At 72.1% G+C, this 18376-nt stretch carries 19 protein-coding genes; 9 read left to right on the forward strand and 10 right to left on the reverse strand.

Going from position 1 to position 18376, the window contains the following annotated elements; translation table 11 throughout:
• The 3 genes from ACZ6JY_RS04845 (at position 1) to ACZ6JY_RS04855 (ending at position 4220) form a co-directional block, all read left to right on the forward strand.
• Positions 1 to 507 (forward strand): MarR family winged helix-turn-helix transcriptional regulator, encoded by a 507-nt coding sequence (locus ACZ6JY_RS04845; protein ID WP_469192282.1) that lies wholly within the window; start codon positions 1 to 3, stop codon positions 505 to 507.
• Between the two features lie 79 nt (positions 508 to 586).
• Positions 587 to 2536, forward strand: a complete 1950-nt coding sequence (locus tag ACZ6JY_RS04850) for a protein kinase domain-containing protein (protein WP_469192284.1) — start codon at positions 587 to 589, stop codon at positions 2534 to 2536.
• Between the two features lie 118 nt (positions 2537 to 2654).
• A complete protein-coding gene (locus tag ACZ6JY_RS04855) occupies positions 2655 to 4220 on the forward strand; it encodes a PstS family phosphate ABC transporter substrate-binding protein (protein WP_469192285.1) in 1566 nt (521 codons plus the stop codon).
• 40 nt (positions 4221 to 4260) lie between these two features.
• Here ACZ6JY_RS04855 and ACZ6JY_RS04860 read toward each other — a convergent pair whose 3' ends face one another.
• The 3 genes from ACZ6JY_RS04860 to ACZ6JY_RS04870 all read right to left on the reverse strand — a co-directional run bounded on the left by ACZ6JY_RS04860 (position 4261) and on the right by ACZ6JY_RS04870 (position 5453).
• A complete protein-coding gene (locus ACZ6JY_RS04860) occupies positions 4261 to 4653 on the reverse strand; it encodes a PIN domain-containing protein (RefSeq protein WP_469192287.1) in 393 nt (130 codons plus the stop codon).
• Complete coding sequence (locus ACZ6JY_RS04865; protein WP_469192289.1) at positions 4650 to 4913, reverse strand: hypothetical protein; 264 nt, start codon at positions 4911 to 4913, stop codon at positions 4650 to 4652. Before ACZ6JY_RS04865 ends, ACZ6JY_RS04860 begins: the two co-directional genes overlap by 4 nt.
• A gap of 141 nt (positions 4914 to 5054) precedes the next feature.
• The gene (locus ACZ6JY_RS04870) at positions 5055 to 5453 is read right to left on the reverse strand and encodes a hypothetical protein (protein ID WP_469192291.1); all 399 of its coding nucleotides are present in this window, start codon (positions 5451 to 5453) and stop codon (positions 5055 to 5057) included.
• Between the two features lie 156 nt (positions 5454 to 5609).
• Here ACZ6JY_RS04870 and ACZ6JY_RS04875 point away from each other — a divergent pair, with 156 nt between their 5' ends.
• Both ACZ6JY_RS04875 and ACZ6JY_RS04880 read left to right on the forward strand, forming a co-directional pair.
• Entirely contained in the window at positions 5610 to 6449 is an 840-nt protein-coding gene (locus ACZ6JY_RS04875) for a helix-turn-helix domain-containing protein (protein ID WP_469192293.1), read from the forward strand.
• Positions 6446 to 6763, forward strand: coding sequence for a DUF397 domain-containing protein (locus ACZ6JY_RS04880; RefSeq protein WP_469192294.1), 318 nt, complete (start codon positions 6446 to 6448; stop codon positions 6761 to 6763). Before ACZ6JY_RS04875 ends, ACZ6JY_RS04880 begins: the two co-directional genes overlap by 4 nt.
• A 283-nt stretch (positions 6764 to 7046) precedes the next feature.
• Here the strand turns inward: ACZ6JY_RS04880 and ACZ6JY_RS04885 are convergent, their stop codons facing one another.
• On the reverse strand, positions 7047 to 8330 hold the full coding sequence (locus ACZ6JY_RS04885; RefSeq protein WP_469192296.1) for an adenylosuccinate synthase: 1284 nt from the start codon (positions 8328 to 8330) through the stop codon (positions 7047 to 7049).
• Positions 8331 to 8536: 206 nt separating this feature from the next.
• On the opposite strand from ACZ6JY_RS04885, the gene ACZ6JY_RS04890 reads away from it, so the two are divergent.
• Positions 8537 to 9343, forward strand: a complete 807-nt coding sequence (locus tag ACZ6JY_RS04890) for a diacylglycerol kinase family protein (protein WP_469192998.1) — start codon at positions 8537 to 8539, stop codon at positions 9341 to 9343.
• A 167-nt stretch (positions 9344 to 9510) separates the two neighbouring features.
• Here ACZ6JY_RS04890 and ACZ6JY_RS04895 read toward each other — a convergent pair whose 3' ends face one another.
• The gene (locus ACZ6JY_RS04895) at positions 9511 to 9921 is read right to left on the reverse strand and encodes a GbsR/MarR family transcriptional regulator (protein ID WP_469193000.1); all 411 of its coding nucleotides are present in this window, start codon (positions 9919 to 9921) and stop codon (positions 9511 to 9513) included.
• A 57-nt stretch (positions 9922 to 9978) separates the two neighbouring features.
• Between ACZ6JY_RS04895 and ACZ6JY_RS04900 the strand changes: the two genes are divergently transcribed.
• The 3 genes from ACZ6JY_RS04900 (at position 9979) to ACZ6JY_RS04910 (ending at position 12909) form a co-directional block, all read left to right on the forward strand.
• Positions 9979 to 10134 carry a hypothetical protein gene (locus tag ACZ6JY_RS04900; protein ID WP_469192298.1) on the forward strand — a complete coding sequence of 52 codons (156 nt, stop codon included), beginning with the start codon at positions 9979 to 9981 and terminating at the stop codon, positions 10132 to 10134.
• A gap of 178 nt (positions 10135 to 10312) precedes the next feature.
• Entirely contained in the window at positions 10313 to 11293 is a 981-nt protein-coding gene (locus tag ACZ6JY_RS04905) for an ABC transporter ATP-binding protein (protein WP_469192300.1), read from the forward strand.
• Complete coding sequence (locus ACZ6JY_RS04910; RefSeq protein WP_469192302.1) at positions 11290 to 12909, forward strand: ABC transporter permease; 1620 nt, start codon at positions 11290 to 11292, stop codon at positions 12907 to 12909. The genes ACZ6JY_RS04905 and ACZ6JY_RS04910 overlap by 4 nt, the downstream gene beginning before the upstream one ends.
• Before the next feature lie 30 nt (positions 12910 to 12939).
• Here ACZ6JY_RS04910 and ACZ6JY_RS04915 read toward each other — a convergent pair whose 3' ends face one another.
• From ACZ6JY_RS04915 to ACZ6JY_RS04935, 5 genes are all read right to left on the reverse strand, one after another.
• A complete protein-coding gene (locus ACZ6JY_RS04915) occupies positions 12940 to 14166 on the reverse strand; it encodes a cytochrome P450 (protein WP_469192304.1) in 1227 nt (408 codons plus the stop codon).
• Between the two features lie 54 nt (positions 14167 to 14220).
• Positions 14221 to 14889 carry a response regulator gene (locus tag ACZ6JY_RS04920; RefSeq protein ID WP_469192306.1) on the reverse strand — a complete coding sequence of 223 codons (669 nt, stop codon included), beginning with the start codon at positions 14887 to 14889 and terminating at the stop codon, positions 14221 to 14223.
• Positions 14886 to 16214 (reverse strand): sensor histidine kinase, encoded by a 1329-nt coding sequence (locus tag ACZ6JY_RS04925; protein ID WP_469193002.1) that lies wholly within the window; start codon positions 16212 to 16214, stop codon positions 14886 to 14888. The genes ACZ6JY_RS04920 and ACZ6JY_RS04925 overlap by 4 nt, the downstream gene beginning before the upstream one ends.
• Before the next feature lie 193 nt (positions 16215 to 16407).
• Positions 16408 to 17073: a response regulator gene (locus ACZ6JY_RS04930; RefSeq protein ID WP_469192308.1), complete on the reverse strand. Its 666-nt coding sequence runs from the start codon at positions 17071 to 17073 to the stop codon at positions 16408 to 16410.
• Entirely contained in the window at positions 17070 to 18347 is a 1278-nt protein-coding gene (locus ACZ6JY_RS04935) for a sensor histidine kinase (RefSeq protein WP_469193004.1), read from the reverse strand. The genes ACZ6JY_RS04930 and ACZ6JY_RS04935 overlap by 4 nt, the downstream gene beginning before the upstream one ends.
• Positions 18348 to 18376: the final 29 nt, after the last annotated feature.

The raw sequence follows: 18376 nt of genomic DNA on the forward strand, positions 1-18376 counted from the left end.
ATGACCGACGAAGCACAGCGCGCACAGCAGGACCTGCTCAGCAGGGCGGCCCTCACCGTCTTCCGTCTCAACGGCCAGTTCCTCGCACGCTCCGAGGAGCTCGCCAGGCCGGCGGGGCTCACCGCCGCCTGGTGGCAGGTGCTCGGCGCCGTCCTGCGCGAGCCGCTGCCGGTGGCGGGCATCGCCCGCGCGATGGGCATCACCCGGCAGAGCGTGCAGCGCGTGGCGGATCTGCTGGTGCGCGAGGGCCTCGCCGAGTACGTGCCGAACCCCGCGCACCGCCGGGCCAAACTGCTGCGGCCGACCGACGCGGGCAGGGCCGCCGTGGCCAGGATCGAGCCGGGGCACGCGGAGCTAGCGGGGTGGCTCGCGGTGGCGCTCGGGGGACGGGAACTCGCGGAAACGGTAAGGGTGTTGGAACGCCTGTCCGAGGCGCTTGACGCCCTCCCCGACCCGGCTGCGGAACCCGTCGCGGGACCTGTTGTGGAACCCGTTACGGAACCGTAGAGAGCGGAGCGGTCCTCGCTGTCGTACCCGCGCACTATCCTCACCGTGTTGCACACCAATGGGGGAGGACGGTGCGGCGATGGAGAAGCTCGGGGCCGGTGATCCGCAGCGTATCGGGGCGTATCGGCTGCTGGCACGGCTCGGCGCCGGCGGCATGGGGCAGGTGTACCTCGCGCGGTCCGGCAGGGGCCGCACGGTCGCGGTGAAGCTGGTGCGCCAGGAGCTGGCGGAGCAGGACGAGTTCAGGAACCGCTTCCGGCAGGAGGTGCAGGCCGCGCGGCAGGTCGGCGGGGCGTGGACGGCGCCCGTCCTCGACGCCGACACCGAGGCGGCCATCCCCTGGGTGGCGACGGGGTATGTGGCGGGACCCTCACTCCAGAGCGTCGTCTCGCACGGCCACGGGCCGCTGCCCGAGCGGTCGGTGACCATCCTCGCGGCCGGTCTGGCGAACGCACTCAAGGACATCCACGCGGCGGGCATCGTCCACCGCGACCTCAAGCCGTCCAACGTCCTCATCACGATCGACGGCCCGCGCGTCATCGACTTCGGCATCGCCCGCGCCCTGGAGACGGTCACCGACGGCGGCCTGACCCGCACCGGGGCGCTCGTCGGTTCGCCCGGTTTCATGGCACCCGAGCAGGTGCGCGGCGACCGGATCACCCCGGCCTGCGACGTCTTCTGCCTCGGCTCCGTCCTCGCGTACGCGGCGTCGGGCGCGCTGCCCTTCGGCACGGCCAACAGCGGTGTGCACGCGCTGATGTTCCGCATCGCGCAGGAGGAGCCCGACCTGGAGGGGCTCCCCGAGAGCCTCGCCGAGCTGATCGGCGCCTGCCTGCGCAAGGACCCGGCGTCCCGGCCCTCCCTCGACGACGTCCTGGGGCTCACGGGCGCGCAGGACACGCTGAGCGAGGCCGGCCGCACGCTCGACCCGTGGCTGCCGGGCGCGCTCGTCGCGCAACTGGGGCGGCATGCCGTGCAGTTGCTGGACGCGGAGGACCCGGACGAGCCGGGGGCGCAGGCGGGCGGCTCCGCGAATGGCTCCTCGACGCCGGGTTCCTCTCAGGGCGCGGCTCCCGGAAGCACGCCCTCCGTGGGTGCGCCGCCCGGCGGCACGCCACCACTGCCGCCCGTGACTCCCCCGGCAGCCGCCGCCGGAGCGACAGCCGCGCAGAACGGCGCACGCAACGCCGCCGAGCCGCCCGCCGCCGACGGGCACACGCCCCCGCCCCCGGGCACGCCCGGCGCCACGCCCCTCGACCACCTGCCCACCATGGTCTCGGGCCAGTCCCCGCCGCCCGCGCCGCCGCCCGGCACCCCGGCGTACGGCTATCCGCAGCAGCACCAGCCGCCGCCGGCCGGCTACGGCTACCCGCAGCAGCAGCCTCCCGGGTACGGCTCGACGCCCCCCTACGGCCCCGGGTACGTCGCCCTCGGCCCGCCCGAGCCGCCGCGCCGCAACGGCCGTTCGACGGCGGCGCTGATCGCCGTGGCGCTGATAGTGGCCATCGGCGCGGGCGGCACGGTCTACGCCGTGATGAACGGCGAGGGCGACGGCAAGAAGGACGACGGCGCCAAGAACACCGCGAGCAGCGGCCCATCGACACCCGGCCCGACCTCGCCCACCCCGGGGCCGAGCACTCCGGACCCCACGCCCACCACCCAGGACGACGACGAGGGCACGGTGCCCGAGAAGTACCTCGGCACCTGGGCCGGCGGCCTCGACAACGACGCGGGACACCACACCCGCCGCCTCACCCTCCAGCAGGGCGAGACCGGGGACACCTCGCTGTCCCTGGTCGCGGAGGGCCCGATGAAGGACGGCACCCCCTACCGCTGCGTCTTCCAGGGCAAGCTGGAGTCCGCCTCCGACGAGCGGCTGCACTTCAGCGGCACCGAGATCACGGTGGGCGAGCCCATGTCGGCGTGCACCCCGGGCAAACCGAGCGTCGTCACGATCCTCGGCAACGGCAAACTGCGCCGCGCCAACACGGACGGCACGGGCGAGATGACCTACGACAAGGCGGGCTGAGCGCGCCGGGCGCCGCCTCGGCGCACCGGACCGTACGAGCTGAACCGTCGGCGAACAGTCGCCGACGGGACGGCGAAGGGGGCCCGCGCCAGCCGCCGGGCGCCTACGGTCACCGCTCATGGAGTGGTTGAGCACCGAAAACACCATCGCCGTACTGACGGCGGTCCTGGGCCTGCTCGCCACCGTGGGGGCACTCTGGTACGAACGCCGGGTGCCACGCCGGAAGCGCATCGGCTACCGGGTGCAGCTGGACACCGCCATAGGCGACAACGTCCGTACGGGCGGCGCCAATGCCCGCCTCGGGCTGTTCGACGAGACGCCCGAGATGTCCGACGCCACCCTCGTCCTGCTCCGCGTCGAGAACGACGGCTCGCAGTCCGTCTCCGACGCCGACTACACCGGCCGCGCCCTGCACGGCCTGACCGCCGTCTTCTCGGGCCGTACCGTCCGGGGCCTCGCGGTGACCGCGCCGGCCGGCGCCGACCACCTCATGGAGCACTTCACGCAGGGCGCGGGCCTGCGCTACGAGGGCAGCACCCTGCACATCCCGCGCGTCCCGCTCAACCGGGGCCAGCACTACAAGCTCCTGGTCCTGCTCACCGGCGGCCCCGTCGGCGGCGAGGTCATCGTGTCCGGCGGCATCCAGGCGGGCGAGGTCCAGCCCAACCGGTCGACCACGCTCGACGACAAGCCGCCGGTACTCTCCCGGCCCGCGCGGCTCCTGACCGTACTGCTCACCCTGTCCGTCATCACGCTGGCCACGATCATCGTGCTGCGCGACGACAACCCGCCGCCGATCGAGTGCGCGACGGGGGAGCTGACGGTGCTCGGCTCGACCGCGTTCGCGCCGGTCGCCGAGGAGCTGGCGGACAAGTACGAGAAGGACTGCCCCGGCTCCGACATCACGGTCGCCGCGCACGGCAGCGCGGCGGGTGTACGCGAACTGAACGACGAAGGGAAGCAGTTCAGCGGCGGCAGCGACGCTGCCGGTGGCCGGGGCAAGGGCTCGCCGCCCCTGCTCAGCTTCTCCGACGGTCCGAAGTCCGACGGCTTCCCGCGCCTCGCGGAGACCCGGGTCGCCGTCTCCGTCTTCGCGCTGGTCCTCAACGACCGCGTAAAGCTGACGAACCTGACGTTGCCGCAGGTGCGCCGCATCTACCGTGGCGGCGTACGCAACTGGGAGGAGCTCGGCGGCCCCAACCTGCCGGTGGTCCTCGTCAGCCGGGGTTCGAGCTCGGGCACCCGTGACACCCTCCAGCGCCGCGTCCTTGACGGCGCCTTCGAGATCAAGGCCTCGTCCAACGACTGCCTGAGCAAGGACGACCGGTCGGTGCCCGTCACGCGCTGCGAGCTGGACTCCACCGAGCAGGTGCTCGACGCCGTCGGCCGCATTCCGGGCGCCATTGGCTACAGCGAACTCCGCGCGGCGGAGGGCCTGAAGGGCCTGCACCGCCTGAACCTGGAGGGCCACGCGCCGTCCGCCGAGAACCTGGAGAAGAGCGGCTACCCGTACCGCGAGATCGAGTACGCCTACACCTACGGCCAGCCCCCCGCCGACTCCCTGGCCTCCAGCTTCCTCGCGTACGCACGCGGCAACGGCCTGGACGTCATCCGCACCCACGGGCACCTGCCGTGCGCGACGCCGGAAGGGTTGCGCATCTGCGGCGACGCCACGGCGGGGTGAGCGGGGCGGGGCTCCCTGCGGGGGGCCGCCCCGCCATGTGTCACGACAGCCGGATCGTCCGGACCAGCGGCATGTCCGCGTACAGGTCCGGGGCGGTCGTCACCACGGGCCGCCCGTCCGGCCAGTCGGGCGTCGGACGGGACAGATGGACCGCCTGGCCGACCCGCCACTGGACGCCGTCACGCAACAGCACGCCCACAGCCGACGCCCCGGCGTAGTCCAGCTCGACGATCTCCGCGGCGGGCAGCGCGCCGACGTGCTCGGCGAGCCCCTTGCGCATCCCTTCCGCCGCCGCCAGGCAGAGTGCCGGTACGTAGACGTGCCGGGTGGGGCCGTGCGCGGTGTTCGAGATGAACTGCGAGGCGAGCCGATTGCCCGAGCCCAGCGCGAGCAGGGCGCTCTCGTCGTAGATCACCGCCGTGGACCCGCTCACAGGCTGTCCACGTGCCGACCGGCCTCCAGGTCCTGCCACACCTTCTCGGCCCTGTCGTGGTCTTCGTCCGTCAGCGTCACGCCGAAGTGCGTCTCGCAGTACGCCTTGGCCTCCTCGTACCGCTTCCGCAGCTCGTCCTTGGTGGGCGTGGCGCCCGCCAGCTCGGCGAGCAGGTCGCGCATGGACATGCCCCGCTCGCGGGCGAGCACCATGAGCCGGTCACGGACGGCGGGGTCAACCTTGACGGTGGTGTCAGCCATGACGACAGTATACTGGCGGTATACCGTCTCGGGCCGCTCAAGCAACGCGGTCATGCCGTTCCTTTCTGCTGGGTGAACCCGACCGCACGGATGTGGGCCGGGAGTCTGTGATGTGCGGCCCCTGCGGGGCCGTCGGCAGCCTCACCCGGGCGAGTTCAGCGCGCCGTGCAGCAGCAGCGTGTGGACGAGGCGTCCGTCGCCGGTGGGCCGGTAGCGCCACCGCAGCGGCCAGGTCCAGCCGCCGAGCGCGGGCACCGGGATGTACGAGATGTGCCCCGGCCCGGCGGTCAGCCGGGTGACACCGTCCGGCCACGCCCGGTGCGACGTACTGCCGACCGGCACGAGGAAGTACACCGCGCGGCAGGCGCGGGCCTCCTCGATGACCGGCCCCGGGTCGCCGCCCGTGTGCCGGGCGAGCTCGTCCGCGAGGGCGCGGCCCGCGTCGCCGTCGACCCGTACGGCATCGAACTGGACGCCTGCTTTACGGAGTTGGATACCGGCGGCAGGAACCCAGTCGACCTGCGTGTTTCGCGTGTTCATGGGACCAGCTAAGCCGGACGGGGATAGCGTCTTCCATAACTCTGTGTCGACCACCGCGCACGGTCAGGATTCGGCGCCGCCTGGTTGAGATCACTTGAGTTCGGTTGAGATTGCTTGGGTTCGGTTGGGTTTCGAACTAGCTCGGAGGTGACCGCAATGGCGCGGTCCGGGAACAAGGACGAGGCGGGCGGCGTCACCCACCTCGTCGCCGCCCTGGCGAAGGCCCTGCGGGAGCAGCATCAGCTCTCACAGGACAAGTTGGGCGAACTGATCGGCTACACGGGCTCCGCGATCAGCGCGATGGAGACGTGCGCGCAGCCGGCGAGCGACCAGATGCTGGTCAAGTTGGAGGAGGTGATCGGGGCGGGGCTGGGCATCTTCGAGAAGGCCCGCAGGTATGTCTTGATGGAGAAGTACCCGGCGCGGTTCCGTGGCTTCTCCGCGATGGAGGCGGAGGCGCTCACGCTCTCCTCGTACGAGAACCTGGTCGTCGACGGTCTCTTCCAGACGGAGTCATATGCGCGGGCGTTGATCACAGGGGGCTACCCGCCCGTGTCCGAGCAGAAGCGCGAAGAGTTCGTCGAAGCCCGGCTCGCCCGCAGGGCGCTCTTCGACCGGAACCCGACTCCGATGATCGAGCTGATCCTGGAGGAGTCCGTGCTGCGGCGCCCGTTCGGGAGCTGGGATATCCACCGTGGCCAACTACGCTCGCTTGCCGAGGACGCCCAGCGTGTCAACGTCACCCTTCAGGTGCTGCCACTTGAGCGCGGACTACGCGGTACGTACGCGGGCGACCGTGGCCCCATGAAGCTCGTCGAAACCAAGGATCATGAGCATGTGGTCTTCATGGAGATCGAGGACCAGGGCATCCTGGTCAGCGATCCCGCCGAAGTCTCCCAACTATCGCACCGCTATGCGAAGATCCGCGCACAGGCCCTGAGTCCCGACGACTCGCTGAGCCTCATCGAGCGGTTGGCAGGAGAAGATCAGCGATGAGCAGCAACCTGCGGTGGTTCAAGTCGAGCTACAGCGACAGCGGGGGCGGCAACTGCCTCGAAGTCGCCTACGACTGGCGCAAGTCCAGCTACAGCGACGACGGCGGCGGCAACTGCGTCGAAGTGGCCACCGGCTGGCGCAAGTCGAGCTACAGCGACAGCGGCGGCGGTCAGTGCCTGGAGATGGCCCCCTGCCCCCACACCCCCACCACCCACATCCGCGACTCCAAGAACCCCGAGGGCCCCACCCTCACGGTCACTGCGGACGCCTGGGCCGCGTTCCTTGCAGGGAAATCACACCTCGCCGGAGAGTAACCCCAGGTCAGCAGCGGGAGGGCGTGAAACTTTCCTGCCCCCGGACGGGTCAGGTGCGGTAGCGGGGGAACTCGGCGGTGTCTACCGACCCCTGGCCCATCCGAACCCTTTCACCGAACTTGTAGTGAGCCGGGGCGGCCTACTCCTCGCTCGGGCATGACGGAGATGCCCTCCCACGGCAACGCCGCTCGCTGTCATGGCCCGAGCGTGCCGGACATGCCGAAGGGGTGAGTCGCACGTCAGCGCGACCCACCCCTTTGAGCGGCTGCCTATGAGCGGCTGCCTAGACGAACGAGTTGATCTCGATCGTCTCCGTGCGGCCCGGGCCCACGCCGATCGCTGAGATCGGGGCGCCGGACATCTCCTCCAGGGCCTTCACGTAGCCCTGCGCGTTCTTCGGCAGGTCGGAGAAGGTCTGGGCCTTGGTGATGTCCTCGGTCCAGCCGGGGAGGTACTCGTAGACGGGCTTCGCGTGGTGGAAGTCCGTCTGGTTGTACGGGAGCTCCTCGACGCGCTTGCCGTCGATCTCGTACGCGACGCAGACCGGGATCTGCTCCCAGCCGGTCAGGACGTCCAGCTTCGTGAGGAAGAAGTCCGTCAGGCCGTTCACGCGGGTCGCGTAGCGGGCGATCGGCGCGTCGAACCAGCCGCAGCGGCGGTCACGGCCGGTGGTGACGCCCCGCTCGCCGCCGATGCGGCGCAGGTCCTCGCCGTCCTGGTCGAACAGCTCGGTCGGGAACGGGCCCGCGCCGACGCGGGTCGTGTACGCCTTCAGGATGCCGATGACGCGGCTGATCTTCGTCGGGCCCACGCCCGTACCCGTGCAGGCGCCGCCCGCGGTCGGGTTCGAGGAGGTGACGAAGGGATACGTGCCGTGGTCCACGTCCAGGAGCGTGCCCTGGCCGCCCTCGAAGAGGACGACCTTGTCCTCGTCGAGCGCGTTGTTGAGGATCAGGGTCGTGTCGGCGACGTACTGCTTGATGTTCTCGCCGTGCTCCAGGAGCTGCTCCACGATCTGCTCCGCCTCGATCGCGCGGCGGTTGTAGAGCTTCGTGAGGAGCTGGTTCTTGATCTCCAGCGCCGCTTCGACCTTCTGCTGAAGGATCGACTCGTCGTAGAGGTCCTGCACGCGGATGCCGGTGCGGTTGATCTTGTCGGCGTAGGTCGGGCCGATGCCGCGACCCGTGGTGCCGATCTTGCGCTTGCCGAGGAACCGTTCCGTCACCTTGTCGACGGTGACGTTGTACGGCGTGATGATGTGAGCGTTTCCGCTGATCAGCAGCTTCGACGTGTCGACGCCGCGCTCGTTCAGACCGCTCAGCTCGGAGAGCAGGACCGACGGGTCGACGACGACTCCGTTGCCGATGACAGGCACACAGTCCGGGGAGAGGATCCCGGAAGGGAGGAGATGCAGCGCGTACTTCTGGTCGCCTACGACAACCGTGTGGCCGGCGTTGTTGCCGCCCTGGTAGCGCACTACATAGTCCACCGAGCCACCGAGCAGGTCAGTGGCCTTTCCCTTGCCTTCGTCACCCCACTGAGCACCGAGCAGCACAAGTGCGGGCACAGGCGTACACCCCTTCCGGGCGGGGCATGTCCAAGGTCTGGGGGCCGTAGCCGCCGTATGGGTGTGCCTTGGATGCTGCCCCGGAATAGACGAAGCCCCTGGCGCAATAGCGCAAGGGGCTCTTGCACAAAGATGCTACCCGAGGAAGGACGGACGTGTCGGCTCGCGACCACCTGCTAGTCGTCATCGACCCGGTCGCCCGCCGCATGGACGGCGAGTCGGTACGGATCGCGAAGGACGTACTCGGGGCGGGCGCGGCGATCCGTACCTGTCTGCCCGAGGGTCCGGAGGACTTCATGAAAGCCCTGGCCAGACGGGGTGCGAGACGCCTCGTGGTGGTGGGTGACGACCGGGCCCTGCTGCGCGCCGTGGCCGCCCTGCACCGGGAGCGGGGGCTCGGTGACGCCGCGCTCTCGCTGGTGCCGGTGGGGGCCTCGCAGACGTTGGCGCGGGCGCTCGGAGTGCCCGCGGGGGCGGTCGCGGCGGCCCGCGCGGTCCTCGAAGGGGCGGTACGGAGACTCGATCTGCTGGTGGACGAGAGCGACGGGGTCGTCCTCGGTGACCTGCGGATTCCTCCGGTGGGGGCGGTGGATTCCGCCGCCGGGCCACCGGAGGCGCCCGGCGGCGCCACGACCACCGTGGAGGGGCACGCCTGGCTGCGGACCTGCCAGTCCTTCGTACGGACCCTGGCCACGCGGCCCTCGCGGGTGGCGACGGCGCCGGGGCCGGGGCCCGCGCGGCTGCGGGTGGAGGCGGACGGCGTCACCCTGGTCGACCTGGACCAGCCGGTCGCCGGTATCCACGTCACCGCGGGGGGCGGCGGACTCGCCCAGGTGGAGGTGCGGCCGTCCTCGGTGGGCGCGGAGGCGGCACCGCTGCGGGTGCGGGCACGGACGGTGACGGTGTCGGGGGCCGACTTCCGCTACCGCGCGGACGCGGTGGTGACGGGGCCGGTGCGCACGCGGACGTGGACGGTACGTCCGGAGGCCTGGGGGCTGACGCTGCCTCGGTGACGCCATTTCGGGGGCGGTGCCTCGGTGGCGCTGCCTCGGTGCGGGGGCGCCTGGGGTCGTCCCGGCCGGCCCGGGGGCGGTGCCTCAGCGTCCTGCGGGCCGCCTGACCGGCGGCTTCGCCCGGCTGCGGCTTCGCGGCGCCGCCCCACCGGCGGCCTTGCCCGCCCTCAGTTCTTGCCGAAGAGCGTCTCGCGGTGGATGCGCCAGCGGGCCATCATGCCCGCCAGCTCGGCCTCGATGAACTCGAAGAAGGCCAGCGTCTCGGAGAGGCGGCGGCCGGCGGGGGTGTCCGGGCCGAGGTTGGCGACGCCGTCCCGCAGCGCGCTCTCCCAGCGCTTGAGCACCCCGTCACGGTTGCCCAGCGCCTCGTACCACTGGTTGTCGTGCACCCGGAAGATGTCGCGCCGGGTCCCGGGCTCGCGCTCCCGCGTAACCATGTGCTGCTGGGTGAGGTACCGCACGGCGCCCGACACCGCGGCGGGGCTCACCCGCAGCCGTTCGCCCAGCTCGGCGGAGGTGAGCGCGCCGGAGTCGGAGGCGAGCAGGGCGGTGAAGATACGGGCGGGCATCCGGGGCATCCCCGCCTCGACGAGCTGCGCGGCGAACTGCTCCACAAACCGCGACACGACCTCAGCGTGCCCGGGCGGGGGCTGCGGCGGCTGCGGCTGGGGCTGCTGCGGCTGGGGCTGGGGCTGCTGCGGCTGGGGCTGCTGCGGCTGGGGCTGCTGCGGGTCCTGCGGCTGCTGCGCCGGCCGCTGCGGCGGCTGCCCCTGCCGCAACCCCGGCGATGACTGCGGCGGCTGCGATGGCCGCGCCGCCCCGTCCCGCGTCTCGTCGTCCTTGGTCATCCGTCGATCATCTCCCGCGCTCCCCCGGCCACCATCGCCGCCGCCCTCATGGGCACGTTCAGGGAGAGTTTATACGTTTCCTTAACTTCACAAATTTGTGAAGCTCGCGTACGTTCGCATTATGACGAAGGCACCTCAGGCCGTCGACGTATCCGGCCTGCACAAGTCGTTCGGCCCCACCCATGCCCTCGACGGGCTCGACCTGCACGTCGAACCCGGCGAGGTGCACGGCTTCCTCGGGCCCAACGGGGCCGGGAAATCCACCGCCATCCGGGTCCTGCTCGGGCTGCTCCGCGCCGACTCCGGCACCACGCGCCTGCTCGGCGGTGACCCGTGGGCCGACGCGGTGACCCTGCACCGCCGCGTCGCGTACGTCCCCGGCGACGTCACCCTGTGGCGCAACCTCTCCGGGGGCGAGGTCATCGACCTCTACGGAAAGCTGCGCGGCGGGCTCGACCGGGCCCGGCGTGACGAACTCGTCGAGCGGTTCGAGCTCGACCCCACGAAGAAGGGCCGCACGTACTCCAAGGGCAACCGCCAGAAGGTCGCCCTCGTCGCCGCCTTCGCGTCCGACGTCGACCTGCTGATCCTCGACGAGCCGACGTCCGGGCTCGACCCGCTCATGGAGGGGGTCTTCCAGGGGTGCGTGCAGGAGGCGCGCGGGGCCGGGCGGACCATCCTGCTCTCCTCGCACATCCTCAGCGAGGTCGAGACGCTCTGCGACCGCGTCAGCATCATCAGAAAAGGCCGGACGGTGGAGAGCGGCTCCCTCGCCGAGCTGCGCCATCTGACGCGGACCAGCGTCACCGCCGAACTCACCGGCCCGCCCGACGGCCTGTCCTCGCTCCCCGGCGTCCACGACCTCGACGTCGCCGCCCAGGAGTCAGTCGAGGGCGGGCCGGGCCATCGGGTGAAACTCCAGGTCGACACCGACAAACTCGGCGCGGTCCTCACCTCGCTCGCGGGCTCGGGCATCCGGTCGCTGACCAGCACCCCGCCCACCCTGGAGGAGCTGTTCCTGCGGCACTACCAGGACGACGTGCGGGACAGCGCCGGCACCGGCACCGGCACCGGCGCACGGGAAGAGGCGATGACGCGATGACCGCCGCCGTCGGTCTCGGTACCGTCTCCGTGGCCCGTGCCGGGAACAACCGCCAACTCGCCGGTACCGGCACACTGTTGCGGCTCGCCCTGCGGCGTGACCGGGTGATGATGCCGGTCTGGGTGCTCGTCGTCTCCGGGATCGTCCTCGCGATGCCGGGCTCCTTGGAGAGCGTGTACGCGACCGCCGCCGAGCGGTCCGACGCCATGGAGTCGATGAACGCCAACTCCTCGATGCGGGCCATGTACGGGCCCGTCTTCGGCGACTCGCTCGGCGCCCTCTCCGCCTGGCGCATCGGCTGCTACGCGGGGGTACTCGCCGCCGTCATGAGCCTCGTCATCGTCGTACGGCACACCCGTGACGAGGAGGAGACCGGGCGGCAGGAGATGCTCTCCGCGGCCGTGGTCGGGCGGCGGGCGCCGCTCAGCGCCGCGCTCCTCGCGGCCTTCGTGGCCAACGCCTGCGCCGGGCTGCTGATCGTCCTCGGCATGGCGGGGCGCGGCGGCTCGGGGGCGTTCGCGCTCGGCGTCGGGGTCGCGGGCACCGGCATGCTCTTCGCCGGCGTGGCGGCCGTCGCCGCGCAGCTCACCGAGAGCGCGCGGCTCGCCAAGGGGCTCACGGCGGCCGTCCTTGGCACGGCGTTCGTCCTGCGGGCCGCGGGTGACGCGGGCACGGCGGACGGCTCGTCCGCGCTGACCTGGCTCTCGCCGCTCGGCTGGCAGGAGAACCTGCGGCCCTACGCGGGTGAGCGCTGGTGGGTGCTCGCGCTCATCGGCGGCGCGGTCGTGGCGCAGGGCTTCGTCGCGTACGCGCTCGCGGGGCGGCGCGACCTCGGCATGAGTTTCCTGCCGACGCGGCCGGGGCCCGCGCGGGGCCGGATCGCCACCCCGGGCGCCCTCGCCCTGCGTCTCCAGCGGGGCAGCGTGATCGGCTGGACGGCCGGGTTCGTACTGGCGGGGATCGTGTTCGGCGGGATGGCCTCCGGTGCGGCCGATCTCGTGGGGGAGAACCGGAGCACCCGCGACATCATCGAACGCATGGGCGGCCAGGCAGGGCTGACGGACGCCTTCCTGGCCACCATCACCGGGCTCTTCGGCATGGTCGCCGCCCTGTACGTCGTGGCGTCCGTGCTGCGGCTGCACGGCGAGGAGACCTCGCAGCGCGCCGAGCCGGTGCTCGCGGGCGCGGTGGGACGGCTGCGGTGGGCCGCCGGGCACCTGGTGATCGCCTTCGGCGGGACGGTGGTGCTGATGACCGCCTGCGGGCTCGGCATGGCGGTCGGCCACGGGCAGGACGCGGCGGCCCTGGTCGGCGCGAGCCTGGCGCAGCTCCCCGCGATCTGGGTGCTCGGCGGCCTCGCGGTACTGCTCGTCGGGGCGTACCCGAAGGCGGCCGTCGCCGCCTGGGCCGTCGTCGGGAGCTGCCTGGCCATCGGCTGGATCGGCCCGGCGCTCGACCTCCCCCGGGCGGTCCTGGACCTCTCCCCCTTCGGGCACCTGCCGAAGCTGCCGGGGGCCGCGATGGACTGGGCGCCGCTGCTGCTCCTCACCCTGATCGCGGCGGCGCTCGTCACCGTGGGGCTCGCGGGGCTGCGGAGGCGGGACATGGCCGGTTAGCCGGGGCCTCGGGGCTTCCCTGGGGCGTCCCTAGGTTTCGACCAGGAGTTCCCGCAGGCCGCGGATCACGAAGTTCGGCTTGCGGTCGGGTTCGGCCGCGAGCCGGAGCTTCGGGGCCCTTCGCAGGAGTGCGGCCAGGGACGCCGCCAGTTCGATGCGGGCCAGCGGCGCGCCGATGCAGTAGTGGATGCCCGCGCTGAAGGAGACGTGGGGGTTGTCGCGGCGGGCCAGGTCGAGTTCGGCGGGGCGGGTGAAGACGGCCGGGTCGTGGTTGGCGGAGCCGAAGAGGAGCGCCAGTTCGGAGCCGCGTGGAATCGTCGTGCCGTCGATCTCGATGTCGTCGAGCACCCAGCGTTCGAAGAGCTGGAGCGGGGTGTCGAAGCGCATCAGCTCCTCCACCGCCGTGGGGATCAGGCGCCCGGGATCGGCGCGCAGGGCGGCCAGTTGCCCGGGGTGGCGGAACAGCGCGTGCCAGCCGTTGACCGTGGCGTTGACGGTCGCCTCGTGCCCCGCGTTGAGCAGCAGGGCGCAGGTGGAGATCATCTCCTGCTCGCTGAGCCGCTCCCCGTCCTCGTACGCCTCGATCAGACCCGAGACGAGGTCGTCCCCCGGCGCCGCGCGGCGGGCCGCGATCAACTCCCGCAGATACGCCGAGAACTCGGCCGAGGCCCGGACCGCGCGGGCCGCCGTGTCCTCGCCCGGGTTCAGCTCGTACATGCCGCAGATCGCCGCCGACCAGGGCCGGAGCAGATGCCGGTCGGCCTCGGGGACGCCCAGCATCTCGGCGATCACCGCCACCGGGAGCGGTTCGGCGATCCGCGCGGCGAGGTCCCCGCCGCCGTCCGCCACCAGGTCGCGCACCAGGGTGTCCGCCAGCTCCTCGACGTACGGCCGCAGCCGCTCGACCGTGCGGGGCGTGAACGCCTTGGCCACCAGGCGACGGATGCGGGTGTGCGCGGGCGCCTCCAGGTCGAGCATGCCGTGGTCGTTGAGCGTGTGGAACGGCTCGTGCTCGGGCGGCGGGGCCGCGCGGCCGAACTCCTCGTGCGTGAACCGGTGGAGATACGTCCGCCCCAGCCGCCGGTCCCGCAGCAGCGCCGACACGTCCGCGTGGTGCGGCACCAGCCACTGGTCGGTGGGGGCGTAGTGGTGCACCCGCCCGGCCTCGCGCAGCCGGGCGTAGGCGGGATACGGATCGGCGACGAACTCCGGTGACGAGGGGGCGAAGACCGCGGAGGCCTCGAAGGCTGCGTCCATGCCGCGACGCTAGCGGCGCCGGCGGGCTACGACCAGGGCTCCGCGTGGCTTCGGTCAGCCCGGCGTGACCAGTCGTGCCTCGTACGCGAACACCGCCGCCTGCGTGCGGTCCCGCAGCCCCAGCTTCACCAGGACCCGGCTGACGTGTGTCTTGATGGTGGACTCCGCGACCACCAGGCGGGAGGCGATCTCCGCGTTCGACAGGCCCTGCGCGATCAGCACGAGGACCTCCGTCTCGCGCTCGGTCAGCTCGCCGTACTGCTGGGCCTGGACCGACGCGGAGAGCCGGGGCGTGTCCGCCAGCTTCGAGAACTCCGTGATGAGGCGGCGCGTCACCGTCGGCGCGAGCAGCGCCTCACCGGAGGCCACCACCCGCACCCCGTCCGCGAGCTGGCGGGCGGAGGCGTCCTTGAGGAGAAACCCGGAGGCGCCCGCGCGCAGCGCCTGGTACACGTACTCGTCGAGGTCGAACGTGGTCAGGACCAGCACCTTCGCCGTCCCCTCGGAGGCGATGATCTCGCGGGTCGCCTCGATGCCGTTCAGCTCGGGCATGCGGATGTCCATGAGGACCACGTCCGGCGCCAGTTCGCGGACCCGGTCGACCGCCTCGCGGCCGTTGACCGCCTCGCCGATCACCTCGATGTCGGGCATGGCGTTGAGGAGGACGGAGAACCCCTCCCGCACCATCATCTGGTCGTCGGCGATGAGCACCTTGATCGTCACGAGTCCGCTCCCGCCGGGTCCATTCGGTCCGCGAGCGCGACCGGCAGGAAGACCGTGACCTCATAGCCACCGTCCGCCGTCGCCTCCGCCGTCATCTCGCCGTCCAGCATCGTGACACGCTCCCGCATGCCCGTGATGCCGTGGCCCGCCCCGGGGGACGGCTTGACCAGGCCCTTCGCCGGGCCGTTGACGATGCGCAGGCCCAGACCGCCCAGGACATGGCCGATCTCCACGCGGGCCGCGGCGCCGGGCGCGTGCCGCAGGCTGTTGCTCAGCGCCTCCTGCACGATCCGGTACGCCGAGAGCTCCACGCCCTGCGGCAGCTCACGCGCCGCCCCGGTGATCACCTTCTCGACATCGAGACCCGCGTCCCGCACGTTGTCCAGGAGCCGGTCGAGGTCGGCGAGGGTGGGCTGCGGGGCGTCCGGGGCCTCGTAGTCCTCGGCGCGCACGACGCCGAGGACGCGCCGCAGCTCGGTCAGGGCCGACACCGCGTTCTCCCGGATCGTCACGAACGCCTGCTCCAGCTCGGGCGGCGGATTCTCCACCCGGTAGGGCGCGGCCTCGGCCTGGATGGCGACCACCGACATGTGGTGCGCGACCACGTCGTGCAGCTCGCGGGCGATGTTGGTGCGCTCCTCCAGGAGCGTGCGCTTGTCGCGCTCGATGGCGGTGACGGTCCGCTGCACCGTCACCTCGCGCTGGGCCTCGCGGCGCACGTGTATGACCGTGGTGATCAGCAGGGCGACCCCGGAGAAGAACAGCATCGGCACGGAGTTGGAGCTCCCCAGGCCCCAGAATCCCTCGAAGGCCAGGGAGTACACCGCCGTCCCCGTCCACATCCACAGCGCGGTGCGCGGGCCGGTCCGCGCCGCCACCACGACCATCACCACGATGTGCCCGAAGAAGGCGGGCGGTGTCCACGGCAGACCGTCCCAGCTGTTGCCGAGCACGCCCGTGAAGGGGGTGGAGAGCAGCGAAACCCAGAAGGCGCCGACGGGCCTGATCAGGGTCATCAGGACGGCGGCGGCGGGGATGATGCCCGTCAGCATGTACAGGGCGCCGTTGCCGCCCAGGTCCCGCTGGTAGGCGACGAACACGGTGATCGCGGCCGCGAGCCCCACCAGGCCGTGCCGGGTCCAGTCCGCGTACCCGCGCATCCGCTTCGGGAGGCGCCTGCTGAGCAGCCCGTCCGACTTCTTCGGCGGCAGCGGGCGGTAGTCGAAGGCATCGTGGAACAACGCCTGTCGCATGCCGCCGACGGCCTCCATCACGAGGCGGTACTCGGGGCTGCGCCGGCCTCTGGCCTTGAGCGGATCAGTCATCTCGGTCACGCCTACGAAGGTACGGGGACGGGGTCAGGGGGTCGTCCACAGCGAGAGGGGTTCTGCGGGGTCCGTCGCAGGTACTACGCGGGCACCGCCAGGGGGGACGTGCTTGCCGTCACGGGGACGTGCTTGCCGTCAGGGAGACGTGCTTGCCGTCAGGGAGGCGTGCTTGCCGTCAGGGGGCGTGCTTTCAGTACCCCGAGGGTCTGACGACTCCCGTCTCGTACGCGTACACCGCGGCCTGCGTACGGTCCCGCAGGCCCAGCTTCACCAGGATGCGGCCCACGTGTGTCTTCACGGTCTGCTCGGCGACCACGAGCCGCCCCGCCATCTCCGCGTTCGACAGGCCCCGCGCGATCAGCGCGAGCACCTCCGTCTCGCGCTCGGTCAGCTCGCCGACGCGGGCCTTCAGCGGGCCGCGCGGGCCCCCGTCCATGCGCGCGAACTCCGCGATGAGGCGTCGGGTGATGCCGGGCGCCAGCAGCGCGTCCCCGGCGGCCACGACACGGACGGCCTCGGCGAGCTGCGCCGCCGACGCGTCCTTGAGCAGGAACCCCGAGGCGCCGGCGCGCAGCGCCTCGTACACGTACTCGTCCAGGTCGAAGGTGGTCAGGACGAGGACACGCACCTCCGGCAGGTCGGCCGTGACGCGGCGGGTGGCCTCGATGCCGCTCATCTCGGGCATGCGGATGTCCATGAGGACCACGTCGGGCGTCAGCTCGGCCACCTTGGCGACCGCGTCCCGCCCGTCCACGGCCTGGCCGACCACCTCGATGTCCGGCTCCGCGTTCAGCAGGACCGAGAAGCCCTGCCTGACCATGACCTGGTCGTCGGCGACCAGAACCCGGATCGTCATGACGTGCTGTCCCCGTTCGTAGGTGGGTGGGTGAGTGGGTGCGGGGCCGGGAGGAAGGCGGAGACCTCATAGCCGCCGTCCGCCGTGGCCCCGACGGCGAGGTCACCGCCGAGCATCGCCGTACGCTCCCGCATCCCGAGCAGTCCGTGCCCCGCGCCCGGCGAGGGCGGGGCCTTGGCGCGGGGCGCGGTGTTCGCGACGCGGACGCGCAGCCCCGCCCCGGTCCGCGCGAGGCCGACGCGGACCGTCGAGCCCGGCGCGTGCCGCAGCGCGTTGCTCAGCGCCTCCTGCACGATGCGGTACGCCGACAGGTCGACGCCCGGCGGCAGCGGGAGCCGCTCCCCGGTTCTCTCGCAGTGCACGGTGAGACCGGCCAGGCGGGCGTTGTCCACGAGGGCGTCGAGACGCTCCAGGGTGGGCAGCGGCGCCTGCGGGGCGGCCTCGGGGTCCCCGGGGTGCTCCGCGCGCAGGACGCCGAGGACGCGGCGCAGTTCGGTGAGGGCCTCCAGGGCGTTCTCCCTGATGCCCGCGAGGTTCTCCCTCAGCTCCTTCGACGGGTTCTCGACCAGGTGCGGGGCGACCTGCGCCTGGATCGAGATCACGGACATGTGGTGGGCGACGACGTCGTGCAGCTCGCGGGCGATGCGGCCGCGCTCCTCCAGGAGGGTGCGCCGGGCCCGCTCCTCGGCGGTGAGCGTCTCCTGCCGGACGAGCTGGGACCGCGCCTCGCGCCTGCCACGCAGCAGGGTGCCGATCAGCGTGACGGCGCCGAGGACGACCAGCGCCAGGAACACCGTGCTGTCGTACCTGTGCGGGACCCGCGCCTCCTGGAGCAGCGGGGGGAGGCCCACGCCGACCACCAGCGCCGTCATCGCCACGCGGGTGGGCAGCCGCAGGGCGAGCAGCAGCGTGATCACCGCGTGCGCGACGAGGCCCGGCGGGGCCCAGGGCCAGGGTTCGTTCCCTTCGCCGTGCGGCAGGCTCCCCGTCGAGCAGAGGGCCGCCGTCTCGGTCGCCGCGAGCGACAGCCACCAGGCGGGGACCGGCCGCCACAGGGCGAGCACCACGGCCACGCCCTGGGCGAGCGCCATCACGGAGCCGAGCGTGTGGCCGAGGCCGTACCGCTGGTTGAACTGGTCGAAGTTGCCGACGGTCACCGCCACCGCCAGCCACACGACGAGCAGGTGCGGGGCCCAGCGCAGCCACCGCGGCGTCGTCAGCGGCGGCAGCGGCAGCCGCCTCGGGTCGCACAGGGACCGCACGCCGCTCAGCACGAGCCCGCCGAAGCCTTCCTTCCGCCCGC

This window comes from Streptomyces sp. NPDC046335, from assembly GCF_055587985.1.